We start from the raw sequence: 17,305 nt of genomic DNA, 5'->3' as shown, positions 1-17,305 counted from the left end.
ATTTTCTGAGTCGTGTCAGAGGGTTCTACCCGTTAAAATCAGAGGCTGCAACCCTTTCAAAGAATCCCATTAATTTATTCCGGACAGTAGTGCGCGGAGGCGGGGATCCATCGTTCTGCGCCACCTTTAGAATAGATTCCCGCCTACGCGGTGGTCCGACATTTCGGAATGACGCGCTGGTGTAGTTTTAGGTAGTGGTGATGGTTCGGAAATAACTTGTAGCCAAACTCGGAAATGTCCAATTTCATTCTAGCCTATTAACCTAGAGTACACCCGTCAGATGGTAGATTGATTACTGATTATCCAATATTTTTATAAACTAGGCTTTATCTCCCGAGGAATGCTAACGAATGGATTCGTATTACTAATGGGGAACTACTTTAACCTTTCTGCCGAGATTTTGAATAAATGCAGTATCAAAGCGTAAACCAAATTACTTAGTGGGATTTAAAACAATGAATATAGTGGCATACATATTTTTATATGGATTTGGAGCCCTTTTGGCAACTGTTTGGTTTGTATCTCACTTAAAAAAGAAAGTCGATTTATCAATCGAGAATAATGATTTAGAAAACAGAAAGTGTTCATTTTTTATTGCGGCACTCTCACTTTCAGTTATAAGTGTAGGATTCGCTATTGATCAATCTAATGTTAGTGGGCTGGAAGGGCTGGGGGCAGGGCTTATAGGACTCGCAGTATATCTATGTAGCTTCTTCTTAGTTATTCCATTCGTTTGGATAGGATATGCAAAAGGTGAAAGGCCTAGATATCTTGGCATTATTGCACTATTGATTTATATCACTCCTATGGTTATTCCTTCATAGGCCACTAATCCAATGTAGTGTTATTTTCACTAGCCAAACTTATTTTTGTCCAATAACGAGTAAAGGCTCGGAAGCTAGACTTGCAAAGCCTTGTCCAGCTTCATGGCCAAAACTGTCAGCTTAAGTCTAAGCTACAACAAATGAGTAGTTAGGACACCCTAACAATGCTGCAATAAAATTCTAGCGCATCATGAATAGATACCCACTAAATAAACGCCAGATAAAAGAAAAACCGCGCCGTTGTTACCTAACTAAGCACTGCAAAAACAGTGCTTTATACTTTTCGTCAGTCACATCTTAGCCGCCGCATTGGTCAAATTACTCAACGCATTGCTGACCGTATTAACAACCTCATCGCAGCCTTCAATGCTGTGGCGATCTACCAAATAGGCCGGGTCGTTATAGGTAATCCATACATTGGAATCTTCATCTTCCCAGACCAGTGCTTTCTGCGGTAAATCAATCGCGACCGATTGCTGACACTTCATCAGCTGGCTACCAATTTTGGGATTGCCAAAGATAATGACTTCGGTATCGCGTAATTCAATACCCACTTCCTTTGCCGATTCAGAATGCTTAATGCGGTTGAAAATAGTCATGCCTTTGCTGGCGAATACTTTTTCCAGGTTATCTGCGGTTTCCGCAACGCTCTTGCTTGCGGCGATGTTTACAACGCCTTCAGCAGCCATAGCAGAGGCAGAAATACAGGTAGTGATCAGGGCAGCGGCCAGTTTTGTTTTCATGGTTTTCTCCGGTTTTATAAAACGTCACTGGGTTGAGATGCTGCCTGATTTGATTAGTTCATAAAAATCTTAACTTCTTGCCCGATTTCTTTGAGTATTGCGATGCTGGTCACATGCCGGTTTATGTTTGGCCTGTGGCTTATGTCAGCTCTCAATAATAATACCCAGCTTTTTAATGCGACTGCGCAGCGTATGCGGGTTAATATCCAGCAGTTCGGCAGCGCCGCAAGCCCCCTGAATTTTTCCGCGGGTTAGCCTCAGTACCTTTTGAATGTGGTCGCGGTTCAGTTCATCTAACGTGGGTACGTTAGAAGCAGAGCGGTTGGCGGTGAGTTCGGTATATTCGCCGCTGTCGTTCCGCATCTGTACATCAAACATCATGGGCGTGCCCTGGCTGCTGATGACCGCGCGTTCAATCACATTGGCCAGTTCACGTACATTGCCCGGCCAGTGATGCTTCTGCAGCTTGCTGATTTCGCCAATCGCCACCGTGGGCGTGGGGATATGCAGCTTTTTGCTGCACTGGGTAATGAAGTAGTCGGCAAACAATGGAATATCTTCCAAACGCTTGCGCAGGGGGGGCACGTTAATCGGGAACAGGCACAGGCGGTAGTAAAGGTCGGATCGAAACTCGCCCCGGGCGACCATATCTTCCAGCACGCGGTTGGTGGCAGCAATAATGCGCACATTCACTTCAATGGTTTCGCGGCCGCCTACGCGTTCCAGTTCACCGTTCTGTAACACCCGCAACAGGCGTACCTGAGCCGCCTTGGAAAGCTCGCCAATTTCATCCAAAAATATTGTGCCATTGTGAGCCCGCTCAAAACGACCGGCCTGACGTTCACGCGCACCGGTAAAGGCGCCTTTTTCATGGCCGAACAGTTCGCTATCGATCAGGGATTCTGGAATGGCACCGCAGTTAACGCGAATGTAAGGCTGATTTTTTCGCTGCGATTGCCGCCAGATGGCATTGGCAATAATGTCTTTACCGGCACCGGTTTCACCGGTGATCAGCACTGGCGCATCGGTGGCTGCAACCTCATTCACCTTCTGCATGGTGTGTTTCAGGCCGCTGTTGCTGCCAATCACCTGCGCATGGGTATAGGTTTGAATGCGGTCGCGCAGCTTTTCGTTTTCATCCACCAGTTTGGAGTGCATTTGCAGAATTTCCAGGTGCTTCAGGCTGTTGGAAACCGCAATGCCAAAAGGCGAGTCGAGAGAGGCAAACAGCTCGGCATGTGCATCGGTAAAGCGGTTTTCTCCGGCGGCGAGCAGGGCGATATCGCAAATACGCTCACTGCCAATCTTGACCCGCGAAACCATATGCGAATAGCAATAGTCGCCATAGATGGGCTTCAGGTGGTCCTGAACCTTGGCGCTGATAGGGTCATCATCGCAGCGGTTGACTATTTTTACGCCAAGGTCGCCTTCCCAGCGGGGAATGTAGCGCTGGCTCTCTTCAACCGGAATGATGATGTTACACAACCGGCCTTGAGTGCTGTTGGCGGTGGCGTGTATTTTCAGTGAGCACAGGTTTTCATCCCACAGGTGTACGGAAAGGATATCGCAGGGGATGACCGTGCCAAGAAAGGCTACACAATTCTGCAGGCCTTCCTCAATATTCAAACTGCCGGTGAGTGCCTCAATGGCCTTCCGGTAAAAGGTATTGTTATCCATATGAGTATTTTTCTTTTTTTTATCCGGGATGGAATGCGCTTACTGTAACTCAAAAGCTGTGATATATCGTTAGGATATTTCCAACTTGTGGGAAATATCCAAGCTCGTTTTTGGTCGTTTTGCGACAAAAATGACTTGGATCAGAAATGTGTATTTTATTTACATGACCCCGATCAACTGATTTGCAAACTCAGCTAAGTGACTGATTTGGCAGGCATATTGCTCTTACATAGTGACACAATAATAACCGCTACTAGGAGCTCGCGCGATGGACTTATCATCATTCGCCCCAGAACAGCAGTGTAGGGCTACGCTACTTGGCTTGGTTCAAGCCATTAAAGTCACGTCTAAAACTGACAAGAAATTCAGGGAGTTAGTCGCAAAGAAAGACTTTACTATCTGTATTTGCATTCGTACCGAAAACATTGGCCGTGTTTATACCTTTAAAGGTGGCAAGGTCACTTCAAAGTCAGGCAAAGACTACACAACTGATGTTGTGATGGAATTTAACGATTCCAGAGATGCCATGAGAATGTTTGTGCCTTGGCGTGATTACCTGGACGTCATCAACATGGCCAAGCTGTTTAAAATGGGCGCAAGTGGTAACGAGACCTTAGCCGTTCATTTCACGGATATTCTTTCTGCCATTTTCGATAACCGAGTTAAGTACGGTATAAAAATGCCAGACGGCACCATGCGTTATACCAACAACACCAACGGTGGCCCGGTTTTCGTTTATGTAAAAGACGGCAAGATTATCCGAATTACGCCCATGGACTTAGCCGAAGATGACGCCGAGCCATGGACGATTAAAGCGCGTGGTAAAGAATTTACGCCAACTAAGAAAGTGACTGTAAGCCCGCACACTCAGGGTATTAAGTCGACGATCTATTCTAAAGACCGAATCCTGTACCCCATGAAGCGTGTCGACTTCGACCCGAATGGCGAGCGCAACCCGCAAAACCGCGGTATTTCCGGTTATGAACGCATCAGCTGGGATGAAGCCACGGATATCGTTGCTAACGAAATTATGCGCGTTAAAGAAGAGCACGGCCCGGGTGCAATCATGAACGGCACCGGCTCACACCACACCTGGGGTAACCTGGGTTACTGGTTGTCTTGCCGTATTCGCTTCTTTAATACCATTGGTACTACCTATGTGGCTCATAACCCAGACAGCTGGGAAGGCTTCTACTGGGGCGCGATGCACCACTGGGGTAACTCCATCCGCTTAGGTTCTCCAGATACCTACAACACGGTAGAAGATGCGCTTCAGCATACCGATATGATCGTATTCTGGTCGGCAGACCCTGAGTCAACTTCGGGTGTATACGGCGCGATGGAAGGTACTCAGCGTCGTTTGTGGGCAAAAGAGCTGGGTATCGAGTTTGTTCACATTGATCCGTTCTACAACCACACAGCTGCCTTGTTGGGTGGTAAGTGGCTGGCGAACAACCCAGGCACCAGTAACGCCATGGCATTGGCCATTGCGTACGTGTGGATGCAAGAAGGCTTGTACGATAAAGACTTCGTGGAAGATAAAACCGAAGGCTTTGCCGAATGGAAAGAGTACGTACTGGGTAACGAAGACGGCATTCCAAAAACGCCAGAATGGCAGGAGCCGGAAACAGGCATTCCAGCACACGACGTTCGTGCACTCGCCCGTAAATGGGGTAGCAAAAAAGTTTATCTGGCAGCGGGGGGTATTCAGGGCTTTGGTTCCGCCGGTCGTGCGGCAACGGGTTCTGAATGGGCGCGTTCCATGGTTTGCTTAATGGCCATGCAGGGCATTGGTAAGCCGGGTGTGAACATGGGATGTTTGCAGCAGGGTACGCCTATTGATACACGCTTCTTCTTCCCAGGTTATGCGGAAGGTGGTTTATCGGGTGACTACACCGGTACCGGTGTGGGCATTAACATGTACCAGCGTATGCCTCAGGTGATGACCATGAACCCTGTTAAGCAGAAGGTACCTCGTTTACGTATTCCTGAAGCCATTATGGACGGTCACACAACCGGTTACCCAACCGATACCACGCAAATTGAAGGTCAGTTCTTCGAATTTGGTTATCCGGCACCGGGTCACTCGCCAATTAAGATGTACTACAAGTACGGTGGCTCTCACTTTGGCACCATGAACGATACCAACCGTTATGCGCGTATGTATCGTCACAAGAATCTTGAAACGGTTATTAACCAGTCTATCTGGATGGAAGGTGAGGCCAAGTTTGCCGATGTCATTCTGCCGGCCTGTACCAACTTTGAGCGTTGGGATATTGGTGAGTTTGCCTCTTCAGGCGGTTACATCCACCACAACTACAACCAATGTAACCACCGGGTTATTACGCTTCAACACAAGTGTATTGAGCCGTTGGGTGAGTCTAAATCTGACTTTGAAATCTTTAAGATGATTGCGACTAAGATGGACATGGGTGCGTACTTCACTGAAGGTTCTTCAGAGCTGGAGTGGACCAAGCGATTGTTCTACGGAACAGACCTTAAAGACGTAACCACCTGGAGCAAGTTCCTGAAGAAGGGTTATTACATTGTTCCGCCACCGAAGGAAGAAGATCGTGATCCGGTTTCCTGGCGTTGGTATTACGAAGGCCGCAAGAAAGACGTGCCAGAGATGAACCCACTGCCTGCAGATACCACCAAGTTCTTCGAGGGTTTACAGACTCAAAGCGGCAAAATTGAGTTTGTATGTAACAGCCTAAAGCGTTTTGCACCAGATGATCCGGAGCGCCCGGTAATGACCAAGTACATTCCATCGTGGGAAGGAACACACTCGGGTGAGCTGTACGAGAAATACCCACTGCAATTGATTACACCGCACAGTCGTTACAGCTTTCATACAATGATGGACGGTAAAGACTCGCACATTAACGATATTGTTGACCACCGTGTTGAAATTGATGGCTACTACTATTGGATTGTTCGTTTGAACGATAAAGATGCAGAAGCCCGCGGTATTACTCAAAATCAGATTGTTGAAGTTCACAACGATCGCGGCTCTGTACTGTGTGCTGCACAATTAACATCACGTGTACCAAAAGGCACCGTTCACTCTTACGAGTCATCTGCGCTTTATGAGCCGATTGGCGAGCCGGGTGAATCGCCAGACCGGGGCGGTTCTATGAACGTGCTGACACCAAGCCGTCCAATTATTAAAAAGTCACACTCCACAGCGTGTAACTCATGTCTTGTAAATATTCGAGTTTGGGAGGGCGAATAAGATGACTACCCAAGATACTAAAGCAAAATGGAACCTGGTGATTGATGTTGATAAGTGTGAAAACTGCAACAACTGTTTCCTGGCCGATAAAGACGAATACTGTGGTAATACCTTCCCGGGTTACACCGAAGAGCAGCCACGCCACGGTCACCGCTGGATCGATATTAAACGCCGTGAACGCGGTTCCGGCTCGCTGATTGATGTTGCCTATCTGCCTACCATGTGTAACCAGTGTGGCGATGCCACCTGTGTGAAAGCGGCGAAGAACGGTGAAATTTATCAGCGCGAAGACGGCATTGTTATTATCGACCCGGTGAAAGCCAAAGGTAAAAAAGAACTGGTGAAGGCGTGCCCATACGGCCACATCTGGTGGAACGAAGAAAAAGAAGTTCCGCAAAAATGGTTCTTCGATGCGCACCTGCTCGATGCCGGCTGGAAGGAGCCGCGTTGTGTACAGTCGTGCGGTACCGGTGCTATGCAATCGCTGAAAGTTTCCGATTCGGAAATGGCCAGTAAAGCCGAGCGCGAAGGGCTGGAAGGCCTTAAACCGGAAATTAAAAACAAGCCGCGCGTCTGGTATAAAAACCTGCACCTCTTTATGAAGGAGCATGTGGCCGGCTCGGTTGTGGCCGATGCGAACGGCGTAACCGATTGTGTCGATGGCGCTGAAGTCACCCTGAAGCAGGGCGGTGATGTGGTTGCGAGCCTGAAAACCGATTGGTTCGGTGATTTCAAATTCGACAAGCTTGAACCGAACTCCGGCACTTACAGCATTTCAATTGCTGCCGAAGGCAAAAGTTACAGCGCAGACTTTGAATTGAAGGAAAGTGTGAACCTTGGGGTTTTAAAGCTCAGTTAACTCTCGCTGACCCTGTCAGCTAATTTTCGCTGACCATAAATGAAGAAAGCCAGTGCCGGGTTCGGTACTGGCTTTTTATTGGCTTTTAAATCTAACCAGGTATTCGGGTATGGCGGGCCGAGTGACGCATGAGACTAACTGTAATCCGGTGCCTTAAGCGGGACAGACAGCAAAAACTCACAGCCCTGATCAGGCTCACTTCTGTATTTCAGGGTACCGCCAAGTATTTGCCTTGCGCCGTTGATGGCGATATTTAAGCCCAGGCCCGTTCCACCCAGGCCAGATTTGGACGTGAAAAAGGGATCAAAAACTCTGTTTCCAAATTCGGCGGGTATGCCAACGCCGTTGTCTTTCACGGATATTTGAATCCATTGTGACGAGTGCTCGTACATTGGCGGTTTAATGGTCTTTGCACTGATCACCAAAAGGCCACCTTCGTTTTTAAGCCAGGCATGTGTAAAGGTATTCGTAATCAGGTTGGTTAGAATCTGCACGATAACGCCGGGGTAGCTGTTCATGATAATGCCGTCTTCTATTTTGACATCAACCCGGTGGCTGGTTCTCTTAGTCATTGGGTGCAAGGTTAGCAGCACGTCATTAACGACATTTTTCAGATCGAAATCCCTTCTTATCGAGCTGGTCTGATCATTGGCCACGTGCTTAAAGCTGGTCACCAGTTCGGCAGCCCGCTTTACGTTGCGGTAGGAAATATCGCTGCTCAGATCGGTGAAATCGAGATACTGATTGAGGTCCGATTTAGTCATCCCGTTTTGAATTTTAGCGCGCAGGCTTTTGGTTTCGCTGATTTGGCTGCTGAGCGAGGTGATCGCGTTGCCAATAGGGGTGTTCAGTTCGTGAGCAACACCGGCAACCAGCCCACCCAGGGAGGCCAGCTTTTCGGATTGAACCAGAGCTTCCTGCAGGGTGTGCAGGTCTTCCATGCTGCGGGTTAAATCGTGATTCTTTTTGCTGAGTTCGTTGGTGCGCTGATCAACCTTTTTTTCCAGTGATCTGTTCAACTCTCTTAATTCATCTTCACGCGCCCTGATGTTGCTGTTCATTTCCAGCATGTACTGGCTGAGTTCCTGAAACTCTGAGACCTTGGAATTAATCGTTTCAATGTTGCTTTCGTTATGAGCAATGGCTTCAGCCTGCTTGCGCAGTTTTATAACGTTGGATGAGATGCGCTTAATCCAGAACGGGGAAAGCACGAAGGCGAAAAACAGGAAGGAAGTGGTAAGCAGCAGTATGTAGTAGATCAGGTTTTGAACCTTGGCGTTGTGCAGGCCAGAAGGCGTACCCCAAAGAAACATCCAGCCCAGTTTTTCAGATTTTGCATAGGCGGCATGGTAGGGGCGATTATCGTAGTAGACGACGTCATCGAGCGGTTTGTCTGCTACCGCATCGCTCATAAACTGAACCGTTCTTACGTTCAGAATGCCGGCTTCATCCGTGTTACGGGTATCTGCCAGCAGCTCGCCGCGCCCGTCAATGACCCATAACCGGCCGGATTCATCATTCACGGAAATTAATGTTTCCAGAATTGACTGCAGCGAGAGCTCTGCAATGACAGCATATTCATTGGTTTTGATACCGACACCGACAGAGGTATCGCCAGAAAGGACCGAGACGAAAAGATCGCTCCAGATAAACTGGTTGTGCCTGTGTTGCAGGTTCTGGTAAAGCGGCGTGTTGGAAAAATCGATGCCGATGTAGTCGTTATGCAGGGCTGTGCGTTTATCTTTTGTACCAATAGCTACTGTCATCCCTTGAGGGTTGAGTACATAAATTGCCCGTATCAGCTCATGATCCAGAATGGCGCCGTCGATAATCTCTGCAAACGCCTGAATGTCGAGCAGGGGGGCAACCTGATTCAGAATATAGAGTGAGTCCTCGGCCTCGGTCAGTCGGGTTTCCGTTTCAGTGGCCAGTTTTTTTGTGGTCGTTTCCGCGTGGGTTCTCGTTTCTTCGGAAATTGCTGAATTGTTGACGAAGTAGATCATGCTCCCGGCTAAAAGTAGCGAAAAGAAGCAGACGATCATTATGTTTCGAAAGAAAAAAGATCTGTAAGACAGGCGCTTCATAGTTACCTTTCGAAAAGTCGGTATTCGTTGTCTCTGACAATAACAAAGGTTGACTGGCCTATCAGGTCTCCCCAATCGTCAATAGCTAATGGCTTCTGTAAGCCATCATAAGGTTGATTCACCAGCAGCGATTGTTTGAGTGTTTGTTTGCCTTTCATTTCCAGCGCCTTCATCACAGCAGTTGCAGCATCGTAGGAAATGATACTGGAGAAGCTGGGGTATGTGCCAAAGCGTTCCTGGTATGACTCGACAAATCTCACAAATTTTGGGCTGGTATCGAAGAAATTTACTATTTGCATGCTGATGAGACCTTCAACGGCCATTCCGCCCAGGGTGATCAGGTTTTGGGTTGCTGCCCATTCGGCTGCAATCAACGGTATATCGGCATTCAGTTTGCGAAACTGCTGCGAGTAGCGGGCAACATCCACGGAGTTTGCGATAAATAAGATGCCGTCCGGCTGGGCAAACAGTAACCGTTCGGCCAGGGCATTGTACTCCGTCTGGTTTTTGGTGTTGAAGAATTCCAACATCAGTATTTCGCCACCCAGTTCTTTCCAGCGTGTGCTGAAATCGCCATACCAGCTGTCCGAATAGACTCGGTTTTGGGCATCGGCAACAACAGACAGCGTACGGTGGCCCAACGTCTGGTAAATGAACTCTGCGTAGGAATAGGCGTTATCTTTAGAGGTTGGGCAAAAACGGATCAGGTGATCGTCAATTTCTGCCAGATGAATGGCCGAAGCGGTAGGGCTGGCAACCACAATCCCGGCCGGGTTGGTCACTTCTATAGCCGCTGCGGTGGTGGTGCTGGTGAGCGGGCCGATGATGGCCTGCACATGTAGATCGATCAGTTCCTGAGCAACCTCGCGGGCCTTTTCTGCGCGGTTGTTATCATCTTTGATGATGATCTTTACCGGTATGCCGTTGATGCCGCCAGCCTCGTTGACTTCTTCAACAGCCATAATGGCACCGTTACGAGCGGCTTCACCTAAATCGGCGTTACCGCCGGTGAGCCCACCAATGAAGCCAAGGTCGATAGTTTTATCGCTGCTGGTACAGGATAAAACTATAAGGCATAAAGCCAGAGTGATTGCTCTTTTAAGTGTCTCAGTCATCTTTACCAAGTATGTGTCTGGCCGGTTCTCGAACAGTAGTTTATGAAGATTCCGGCGGCTGTACAGCCATGTTGAAACTTCTCACTAAAGGGTAGTTGCTTTGTAGATGACCGCAAACCGTAAATAACCTGTTCCGGATAGAACAGGCTGTCTGTTGAATGTTGTATTTATGCTGTTTGAAGTTTGGAAGACGCCGCTCTGGGCAGGAAAAGGTTACTGAGTACTACCAGAGCTGTCATTGTTAATACCGGCGGCCAGAGTGTGCCGTTGTACATTAAGGTGCTTAAACCACCTGCCAGGGAGGCGGCAACGAACTGAGCTGAACCCAAAAGGGCAGATGCAGCACCGGTGTTTTCACTGTACTGGCTGATGAATAGAGAGTTGCTGTTTGGCGGTATGGCCCCCAGCATGCCAACAGCGCCCATAATGCCGAGAACATAAACAGAAACTGGGGCATCTGTCGCGGTAAGAACAATTAAGGCCGCTACAAAAACAGCCTGAATCAGAATGGCAATCTGCAACAGTTTGCTTGCCGGAATGCTATTAAGTAAGTAGGAGTTAAGGCGGTTAACGGCAACGTTCACAAGGGTGTTGGCGGCGAAAACCAGGCCGAACATCTGTTCGCTCAGGCCAAAGTGATGCTGGTAAATCAGCGAAGAGTTGGTCACAAATACCATCATTACACTGTAGCCACAGGCCTGTACGGCCAGGTAGCGCATGGCTGTTTTATTCTTCATAACTTCAAGATAGCGCTTATGCACGGCAACCGCGGCCGGTTGGGTGGTCACCGGGCTTTTAGGCAGCGAACGCCAAACCAGCAGGGCCACAAACACAGAGTAAGCCGCCGTAAAGTAGAAGATGGTCTGCCAGTTGCCTACCAGCAATATAAGCGCGCCAATGGTTGGGGCGATTGCCGGTGCTATCACCATAATCAGTGCAATCAGTGAGAACAGCTTGGCCGCTTCATTTCCGGTTTCACGCATACGCACCAGCGGCGCAATGCAGACAATTGAAAAGCCACCGCCAATCGCCTGAAATACTCGCGCGATCTGAATAACCGCTAAGCTGGTGGCTGTCGCAATCACCAGTGAGCTGGCCGCATACAGCAGCAACCCAATAATGATTAAATTCCGCTTGTCGAACTTATCGGCCATCGGCCCACCAATCAGCTGACCCAGCGCCATGCCGAAAATATAGAAGCTGACGGTAGTCGCTACAGCGTCTATTCCGGTTCCAAGGAACTCAGCCATCGTTGGGATGCCCGGCAGGTAGGCGTCTACCGCAAAGGGGCCGGAAGCCATGACCATGGCCATCAGAATTGCGAAATTGGATTTTTTCATGAGAGAAGGGGCCTTGCCTGATGTGCTTATTCGGCTAGCACTTGCATTGATATAGGGTGACTTTTGCTGGGTAAATATTTTAGATTGCAAGTATCTTTCCAGCAAGATATATTTTAAATCAACCTTTAGGAGTAGTCAGACATGAGTTCCGGGAAATTTGAAAACTTTCTGTCGTTGATGAAAGAAAACTGGTCGGAAGCTCACGAAAACCTGTTGCCCGCATTCCCCCGGATCGATCGGATTTCAGCATTGCACAATATGGAACGGGCAAAAATCATGTCGGTTTATGGGTTGCAGCCTTCCGATTTTGGCTTGCTGACAGCGTTACGCCGCAGTGGCTCGCCGTATCAGCTTTCGCCAACGCAGCTGCGTGATTACATGCTGGTCAGTTCCGGTGGCCTGACTAAGGCGCTTTACCGCTTGGAAGAGAAGGGCATGATCAGCCGCTCAGCCAAAGAGGGCGATGGCCGGGTGAAGCTGGTGGCGCTGACCGAGAAAGGTAAGGCCAGTATTGAAGAGGCGGTTAACAAAGTACAACGCGTACACGCTGTACTTTCAAACGAATTCACAGAGCAAGAGCTGGCACAACTCGATCAGCTCTTAGCCCGGTTTTTGAGCGTCATTGAACAGGACAACGAAATCAGCAACTGACCGTTAACCGCTGATTTGCTGTTGGTGCTGCACCTGTTTGCGGAATTGGGTCGGCGTAACGCCGCAATGTTGTTTAAAAAGACTGTTAAAGCTGGATTTCGATTTAAACCCAGCCTGAAAGGCCAGATCGAGTATGTTGGTGTGTTGCAGCTGTGGTTGCTGAAGCAGCTGTTTGATTTCTTCGATGCGAAATTCGTTAACGTACTGGTAGAAGTTTTTGTTGAGGCCGTTGTTCAGTGTTGCCGAAAGCGTGCGTCGCGGAATATCGACGGCACTGGCCAGGGTGTATACGGAAAAGTCCGGGTCCTGATACGGCTTTTCGGCAACCATGTAAGTGTGCAGCCTGCTGATGATTTCTTTTGAGTTTTGTTCATCGGCATTGTCGGCGTCTTCCGTGGTGCAGCATTGCGGTTCATCGGCCGGGCTGACGGGGGCTGGCTGTGCAGATTCACTCTGCGGTGGATTCACCACAGGCTGTATTAACGGGCTGGTGGCTGTGTAAAAAACCGGTTTTTGCTTCACACCAAAAAAGCACAGCAGCACGGTGATACACAGGAAGGACAACATATGAGAGGCCAATGGGTTGGCGTAAGCGGTCACGCTAAACAGGCTTTCGTAAATAAAGTTTAGTAACACCAGCACTATATAGGTTGTAGGCAGGGCGTATATCCAGCGCAGTGTTAATTCGTTGTTGTTGCTGGAAAACACTTCAGAAACAGTTTTCTGATGTTTACTGAGCAGCAATACAGTCGCCGCGGAGTAGCCAATGAAAATTAGGCCGTTAATTAGTCCGAAGCTGTGAATTAATGGCTCCAAAAAGGCAAGCAGCGGTTTGCTGGCAGGGGGGGCGAATGCTGGCCCGGGGTGGTTGGGCAACGGCATCATTGGGTGATTTTGAGGCATGGCAATAAAGATCAGGAAAAACAGCACAAACGGCAGGAAGTGAATGAGTTCCTTTTTGATGTGAGTTTTAAAATCCTGGCTGATCAGCATTCGTACATATAAATAAAGAATGGGCCCCTGTAGCAGATTTAGAGTGGGGTTGGTGAGTAGTCTGAACAATGGCGCTTCAATGCGCAGGCCTGCAAATACCGTATGGATGAGCGGGATGTTGAGCAGAACCAACCAAACGGCGAGCAGGAAATCGGTGTTGTGCTTGCGGGTTTTAGTGAACAGATTCACCAGAGTAAAGACGGTGAGCGACAGGCCAACGATACTAAATTCCCAGGATAAACGATCAGCTAAAGGCAAGAAGAAAAGCTCCAAATAAGCACAGAAGAGTAAAAAGGTTGGAAGAGTGCGTCCTAATACCGCCGTTTGGACGCTTTAAAAGTCGGTAAATCTTAGATTAAAGCAGCGTGGCTGTTAAGACCGCGCGAACAAAAATAATGACGGAGGTTTACTCAAATGAACACCAAGAAAACGGCTCTGAGCAAGGCACTGATTTCATCTGTTTTACTGGCTGGTGGCGCTGCCATGGCTGCGGCGGATGCTTCCCCGGTTCTGCCCGATACCATGCAATCGGTTCAGTACGATACCGAAGGTAAGGTGCTGGCAAAATCTGATTCCAGCTTTTATACCGGCCAGGATGCCTCTATTGAAGGTAACGCTGTTCGCTATAAAGATAACGGTGACGGAACGGTTACCGATTTAAACACCGGGTTGATGTGGCAAAAAGCGCACGATACTACCCATCGTGACCTTGCCGATACCATTGAGCATGTTGAAAGCATGACGTTGGGTGGTTACGACGACTGGCGTGTACCCACCATTAAAGAGCTGTATTCATTGGCGCATTTCGATGGCCAACTGATGTTGCCGGAAGATGGCGGCCTGGCCGCAAGTAAGCCTTATATCGATACTGAGTACTTTGATTTCGAATACGATCAGCGTATGCCGTTTGCCGGACAATTTTATTCCAGTACGGTGTATGTAAAAAACGATGTACAAAATTTCACCAAACATGGCGGCCTGCAGGGCGTGTTTGGCTTTAACTTTGCCGATGGCCACATTAAATCCTACGAATCCGGACTGTTTTTTGACGGTACAGAAATTAAAAAGAGCGACAATATGTTTGTACCCGGTTGTTATGTTCGCGCAGTTCGCGGCACAACGACGCTCTACGATATGGAATACGTCGACAATAACGATGGCACGGTCACCGACCAATCCACTGGGCTGATGTGGGCCAAAGATGACAGCGGCGAACGTATGAACTGGGTTGAGGCGCTGGAATACGCCGATCAATCGGAACTGGCCGGTTACAGCGATTGGCGACTGCCCAACGCGAAAGAGCTGCAGAGCCTGGTTGATTATGAGAAGACCACGTTTCCTGCGATTAATACGGACTACTTCAATACAACGCTGAAACAATTTGAATCCATTGACGATGCCTACTATTTCTGGACGGGTACGACCCAGGGCGATTTTAAATGGACCGGTGCGTACATCGCATTTGCTCAGGCGTGGAGTAAGAAAAACTCGAAAGCAACCGAATATTTCGACTGGCATGGCGCGGGCGCTCAGCGCAGCGATCCGAAAGCAGGGAACCCGGAAGATTACGAGTTGGCTTCAGATATGGCTTCGGACTACATCTCAATTAATAACTGGGTTCGCCTGGTTCGTGATGCTAAGCCTTAACCCTATCTAAACCGTAACAGAGTTGATCTCTGTAAAATTGAAAATGTAATTGTCACAACAACTTATAAATAAGGAAGGGACATGACAAACAAATCAAAACTGACCACAGCCAATGGCTGCCCGGTTGGTGACAATCAAAACGTCCAAACTGCAGGTCCGCGTGGACCCATGTTGCTTCAGGATGCATGGTTTCTTGAGAAGCTGGCGCATTTCGACCGCGAAGTAATTCCAGAGCGTCGTATGCACGCGAAGGGTTCCGGCGCTTACGGTACCTTCACGGTCACTCACGATATTTCCAAGTACACCAAAGCGAAGATTTTCTCTGAAGTGGGTAAAAAGACTGACTTGTTCGTCCGCTTCTCGACCGTTGCCGGCGAACGCGGTGCTGCCGATGCCGAGCGTGATATTCGCGGTTTTGCGATTAAGTTTTATACCGAACAGGGCAACTGGGATCTGGTGGGCAACAATACTCCGGTGTTCTTCCTGCGTGATCCACTGAAGTTCCCAGACTTAAACCACGCCGTTAAACGCGACCCGCGCACTAACCTGCGTTGTGCAAACACCAACTGGGATTACTGGACACTGCTGCCTGAAGCTCTGCACCAGATCACCATTCTGATGAGCGAGCGCGGTATTCCGCGTACTTACCGCCATATGCATGGTTTTGGTAGCCACACGTTCAGCTTTATCAGTGCCGATAATCAGCGTTACTGGGTGAAGTTCCACCTGAAATCGCAACAGGGCATTGAAAACCTGACGGATCAGGAAGCCGAAGAGCTGGTGGGTAAAAACCGTGAGAGCCATCAGCAGGATCTGTACGAAGCGATCGAAAACGGAGACTTCCCGCGTTGGGATGTTAAAGTTCAGATCATGCCGGAAACCGATGCCGAAACTTATCGCTTCCATCCGTTTGACCTGAGTAAGGTTTGGCCGCACAAAGATTACCCATTGATCGATGTGGGTGTTATGGAGCTGAACCGTAACCCGGATAACTACTTCGCAGAAGTAGAGCAGGCGGCGTTCAACCCAGCCAACATTGTACCGGGCATTGGCTTCTCACCCGATAAAATGCTGCAGGGCCGTTTGTTCTCTTATGGCGATACCCAGCGCTATCGTTTGGGTGTGAACCATGCACACATTCCGGTTAACCGTCCGCGTTGCGAGGTAAACTCTTACCATCGCGATGGTTCTATGCGTACAGATGGTAACTACGGCAGCACTAAAGCCTATGAGCCAAACAGCCTGGGCTTATGGCAGGAGCAGCCAGAGTTTATCGAGCCGCCTCTGAAGCTGAGTGGCGATGCGTATAACTGGAATTACCGTGAAGACGATGACGACTATTACACGCAGCCGCGCGATCTGTTTAACCTGATGACAGCGGAACAAAAACAGGTGCTGTTTGAAAACACTGCACGCAGTGTGGGTGGTGCATCGGTTGAGATTCAGAAGCGTCACATTGTGAACTGCTACCGTGCCGACCCGGCTTATGCTGAAGGTGTTGCGAAAGCGCTTGGCCTGTCAATGACCGATATTGATATCTAAGCTGTAAAACCTGTTCATGCGGCCGGTTCAGCCGGCTGCATGAATTTTCATTTAACTGAAACTGAAAACAGAGAATTGTGTGAAAAGCTGGAGCAATTACAAAGAAACCTACCGCAGTGAAGCCGATATTTTCGATTGTGTGCGTGCGGGTGATTTTAAAGCGCTGGTCACCCTTCTTTCGCAACAGGTTGACCTGGATATCGACGCGAAAAACCATCGTGGCTATTCGCCGTTAATGCTGGCGGTTTATCACGGTGAGGCCGATTGTGCCGAAGCGCTGTTACGCTGTGGCGCAGATGTCAATTCAACCGATGCTATGAACAATACCGTTTTGATGGCCGCTGCCTTCAAAGGCAAGCTGGAGATCCTTCAGTTGCTTATTCAGTTCGGCGCAGATACCGGCCGAAAAAACAAAAGCAATATGGACACAAGGGATTGGGCGTTAATGTTTGGTCGTGAACAGGCGCTGGCGTACCTGAACGGGCTGTCCCCTCAGGTTGATCAAGGCTCTAAAGTGAAGAGCCTGCTCAGATTCATAAACCTGAGCCTGATGATGCTGAAATCCAGGTTCAAACCCGGCTGATTGCTATGCCAG

The 17,305-nt window shown here is 48.8% G+C and carries 13 protein-coding genes; 7 read left to right on the top strand and 6 right to left on the bottom strand.

Features of this window, described 5'->3' with window-relative positions; genetic code table 11:
• Window positions 1–455: 455 nt before the first annotated feature.
• The gene (locus BCF53_RS06120; protein WP_132700617.1) at window positions 456–824 is read left to right on the top strand and encodes a hypothetical protein; all 369 of its coding nucleotides are present in this window, start codon (window positions 456–458) and stop codon (window positions 822–824) included.
• A 290-nt stretch (window positions 825–1,114) separates the two neighbouring features.
• On the opposite strand, the gene BCF53_RS06115 is transcribed toward BCF53_RS06120, so the two are convergent.
• Window positions 1,115–1,567, bottom strand: coding sequence for a DUF302 domain-containing protein (locus tag BCF53_RS06115; protein ID WP_132700616.1), 453 nt, complete (start codon window positions 1,565–1,567; stop codon window positions 1,115–1,117).
• A gap of 144 nt (window positions 1,568–1,711) precedes the next feature.
• The gene (locus BCF53_RS06110; RefSeq protein ID WP_132700615.1) at window positions 1,712–3,244 is read right to left on the bottom strand and encodes a sigma-54 interaction domain-containing protein; all 1,533 of its coding nucleotides are present in this window, start codon (window positions 3,242–3,244) and stop codon (window positions 1,712–1,714) included.
• A 268-nt stretch (window positions 3,245–3,512) separates the two neighbouring features.
• Here BCF53_RS06110 and BCF53_RS06105 point away from each other — a divergent pair, with 268 nt between their 5' ends.
• Both BCF53_RS06105 and BCF53_RS06100 read left to right on the top strand, forming a co-directional pair.
• A complete protein-coding gene (locus BCF53_RS06105) occupies window positions 3,513–6,479 on the top strand; it encodes a molybdopterin-dependent oxidoreductase (protein ID WP_132700614.1) in 2,967 nt (988 codons plus the stop codon).
• Window position 6,480: 1 nt separating this feature from the next.
• Window positions 6,481–7,338 carry a 4Fe-4S dicluster domain-containing protein gene (locus BCF53_RS06100; protein ID WP_132700613.1) on the top strand — a complete coding sequence of 286 codons (858 nt, stop codon included), beginning with the start codon at window positions 6,481–6,483 and terminating at the stop codon, window positions 7,336–7,338.
• Between the two features lie 134 nt (window positions 7,339–7,472).
• Here BCF53_RS06100 and BCF53_RS06095 read toward each other — a convergent pair whose 3' ends face one another.
• The 3 genes from BCF53_RS06095 to BCF53_RS06085 form a co-directional block, all read right to left on the bottom strand.
• The gene (locus tag BCF53_RS06095; protein ID WP_165901823.1) at window positions 7,473–9,341 is read right to left on the bottom strand and encodes a sensor histidine kinase; all 1,869 of its coding nucleotides are present in this window, start codon (window positions 9,339–9,341) and stop codon (window positions 7,473–7,475) included.
• 83 nt (window positions 9,342–9,424) lie between these two features.
• Complete coding sequence (locus BCF53_RS06090) at window positions 9,425–10,537, bottom strand: ABC transporter substrate-binding protein (protein WP_132700611.1); 1,113 nt, start codon at window positions 10,535–10,537, stop codon at window positions 9,425–9,427.
• 167 nt (window positions 10,538–10,704) lie between these two features.
• Window positions 10,705–11,877 (bottom strand): multidrug effflux MFS transporter, encoded by a 1,173-nt coding sequence (locus BCF53_RS06085; protein WP_132700610.1) that lies wholly within the window; start codon window positions 11,875–11,877, stop codon window positions 10,705–10,707.
• A gap of 141 nt (window positions 11,878–12,018) precedes the next feature.
• On the opposite strand from BCF53_RS06085, the gene BCF53_RS06080 reads away from it, so the two are divergent.
• Window positions 12,019–12,528 carry a MarR family winged helix-turn-helix transcriptional regulator gene (locus BCF53_RS06080; protein WP_132700609.1) on the top strand — a complete coding sequence of 170 codons (510 nt, stop codon included), beginning with the start codon at window positions 12,019–12,021 and terminating at the stop codon, window positions 12,526–12,528.
• 3 nt (window positions 12,529–12,531) lie between these two features.
• Here the strand turns inward: BCF53_RS06080 and BCF53_RS06075 are convergent, their stop codons facing one another.
• Window positions 12,532–13,779: a helix-turn-helix domain-containing protein gene (locus tag BCF53_RS06075; RefSeq protein ID WP_132700608.1), complete on the bottom strand. Its 1,248-nt coding sequence runs from the start codon at window positions 13,777–13,779 to the stop codon at window positions 12,532–12,534.
• Window positions 13,780–13,935: 156 nt separating this feature from the next.
• On the opposite strand from BCF53_RS06075, the gene BCF53_RS06070 reads away from it, so the two are divergent.
• From BCF53_RS06070 to BCF53_RS06060, 3 genes are all read left to right on the top strand, one after another.
• The gene (locus tag BCF53_RS06070) at window positions 13,936–15,168 is read left to right on the top strand and encodes an Lcl C-terminal domain-containing protein (RefSeq protein WP_132700607.1); all 1,233 of its coding nucleotides are present in this window, start codon (window positions 13,936–13,938) and stop codon (window positions 15,166–15,168) included.
• Between the two features lie 81 nt (window positions 15,169–15,249).
• Window positions 15,250–16,710 (top strand): catalase, encoded by a 1,461-nt coding sequence (locus BCF53_RS06065; protein ID WP_132700606.1) that lies wholly within the window; start codon window positions 15,250–15,252, stop codon window positions 16,708–16,710.
• Between the two features lie 79 nt (window positions 16,711–16,789).
• Window positions 16,790–17,293, top strand: coding sequence for an ankyrin repeat domain-containing protein (locus tag BCF53_RS06060; protein ID WP_165901822.1), 504 nt, complete (start codon window positions 16,790–16,792; stop codon window positions 17,291–17,293).
• Window positions 17,294–17,305 lie beyond the last annotated feature (12 nt).

The sequence above is a fragment of the Reinekea marinisedimentorum genome, assembly GCF_004341165.1.
In the GTDB taxonomy this organism is placed as follows: domain Bacteria; phylum Pseudomonadota; class Gammaproteobacteria; order Pseudomonadales; family Natronospirillaceae; genus Reinekea; species Reinekea marinisedimentorum.
The sequence above is the reverse complement of the archived record's forward strand: the minus strand, read 5'-3'. Positions and strand labels throughout refer to the sequence as shown.

Bases quoted from the DNA above. Each gene is read 5' to 3' on its own strand.
- BCF53_RS06080 (WP_132700609.1), top strand. From the start codon at position 12,019: ATGAGTTCCGGGAAATTTGAAAACTTTCTGTCGTTGATGAAAGAAAAC.
- BCF53_RS06090 (WP_132700611.1), bottom strand. From the start codon at position 10,537: ATGACTGAGACACTTAAAAGAGCAATCACTCTGGCTTTATGCCTTATA.
- BCF53_RS06065 (WP_132700606.1), top strand. From the start codon at position 15,250: ATGACAAACAAATCAAAACTGACCACAGCCAATGGCTGCCCGGTTGGT.
- BCF53_RS06115 (WP_132700616.1), bottom strand. From the start codon at position 1,567: ATGAAAACAAAACTGGCCGCTGCCCTGATCACTACCTGTATTTCTGCC.
- BCF53_RS06070 (WP_132700607.1), top strand. From the start codon at position 13,936: ATGAACACCAAGAAAACGGCTCTGAGCAAGGCACTGATTTCATCTGTT.
- BCF53_RS06120 (WP_132700617.1), top strand. From the start codon at position 456: ATGAATATAGTGGCATACATATTTTTATATGGATTTGGAGCCCTTTTG.
- BCF53_RS06085 (WP_132700610.1), bottom strand. From the start codon at position 11,877: ATGAAAAAATCCAATTTCGCAATTCTGATGGCCATGGTCATGGCTTCC.
- BCF53_RS06095 (WP_165901823.1), bottom strand. From the start codon at position 9,341: ATGATCTACTTCGTCAACAATTCAGCAATTTCCGAAGAAACGAGAACC.
- BCF53_RS06110 (WP_132700615.1), bottom strand. From the start codon at position 3,244: ATGGATAACAATACCTTTTACCGGAAGGCCATTGAGGCACTCACCGGC.
- BCF53_RS06100 (WP_132700613.1), top strand. From the start codon at position 6,481: ATGACTACCCAAGATACTAAAGCAAAATGGAACCTGGTGATTGATGTT.
- BCF53_RS06105 (WP_132700614.1), top strand. From the start codon at position 3,513: ATGGACTTATCATCATTCGCCCCAGAACAGCAGTGTAGGGCTACGCTA.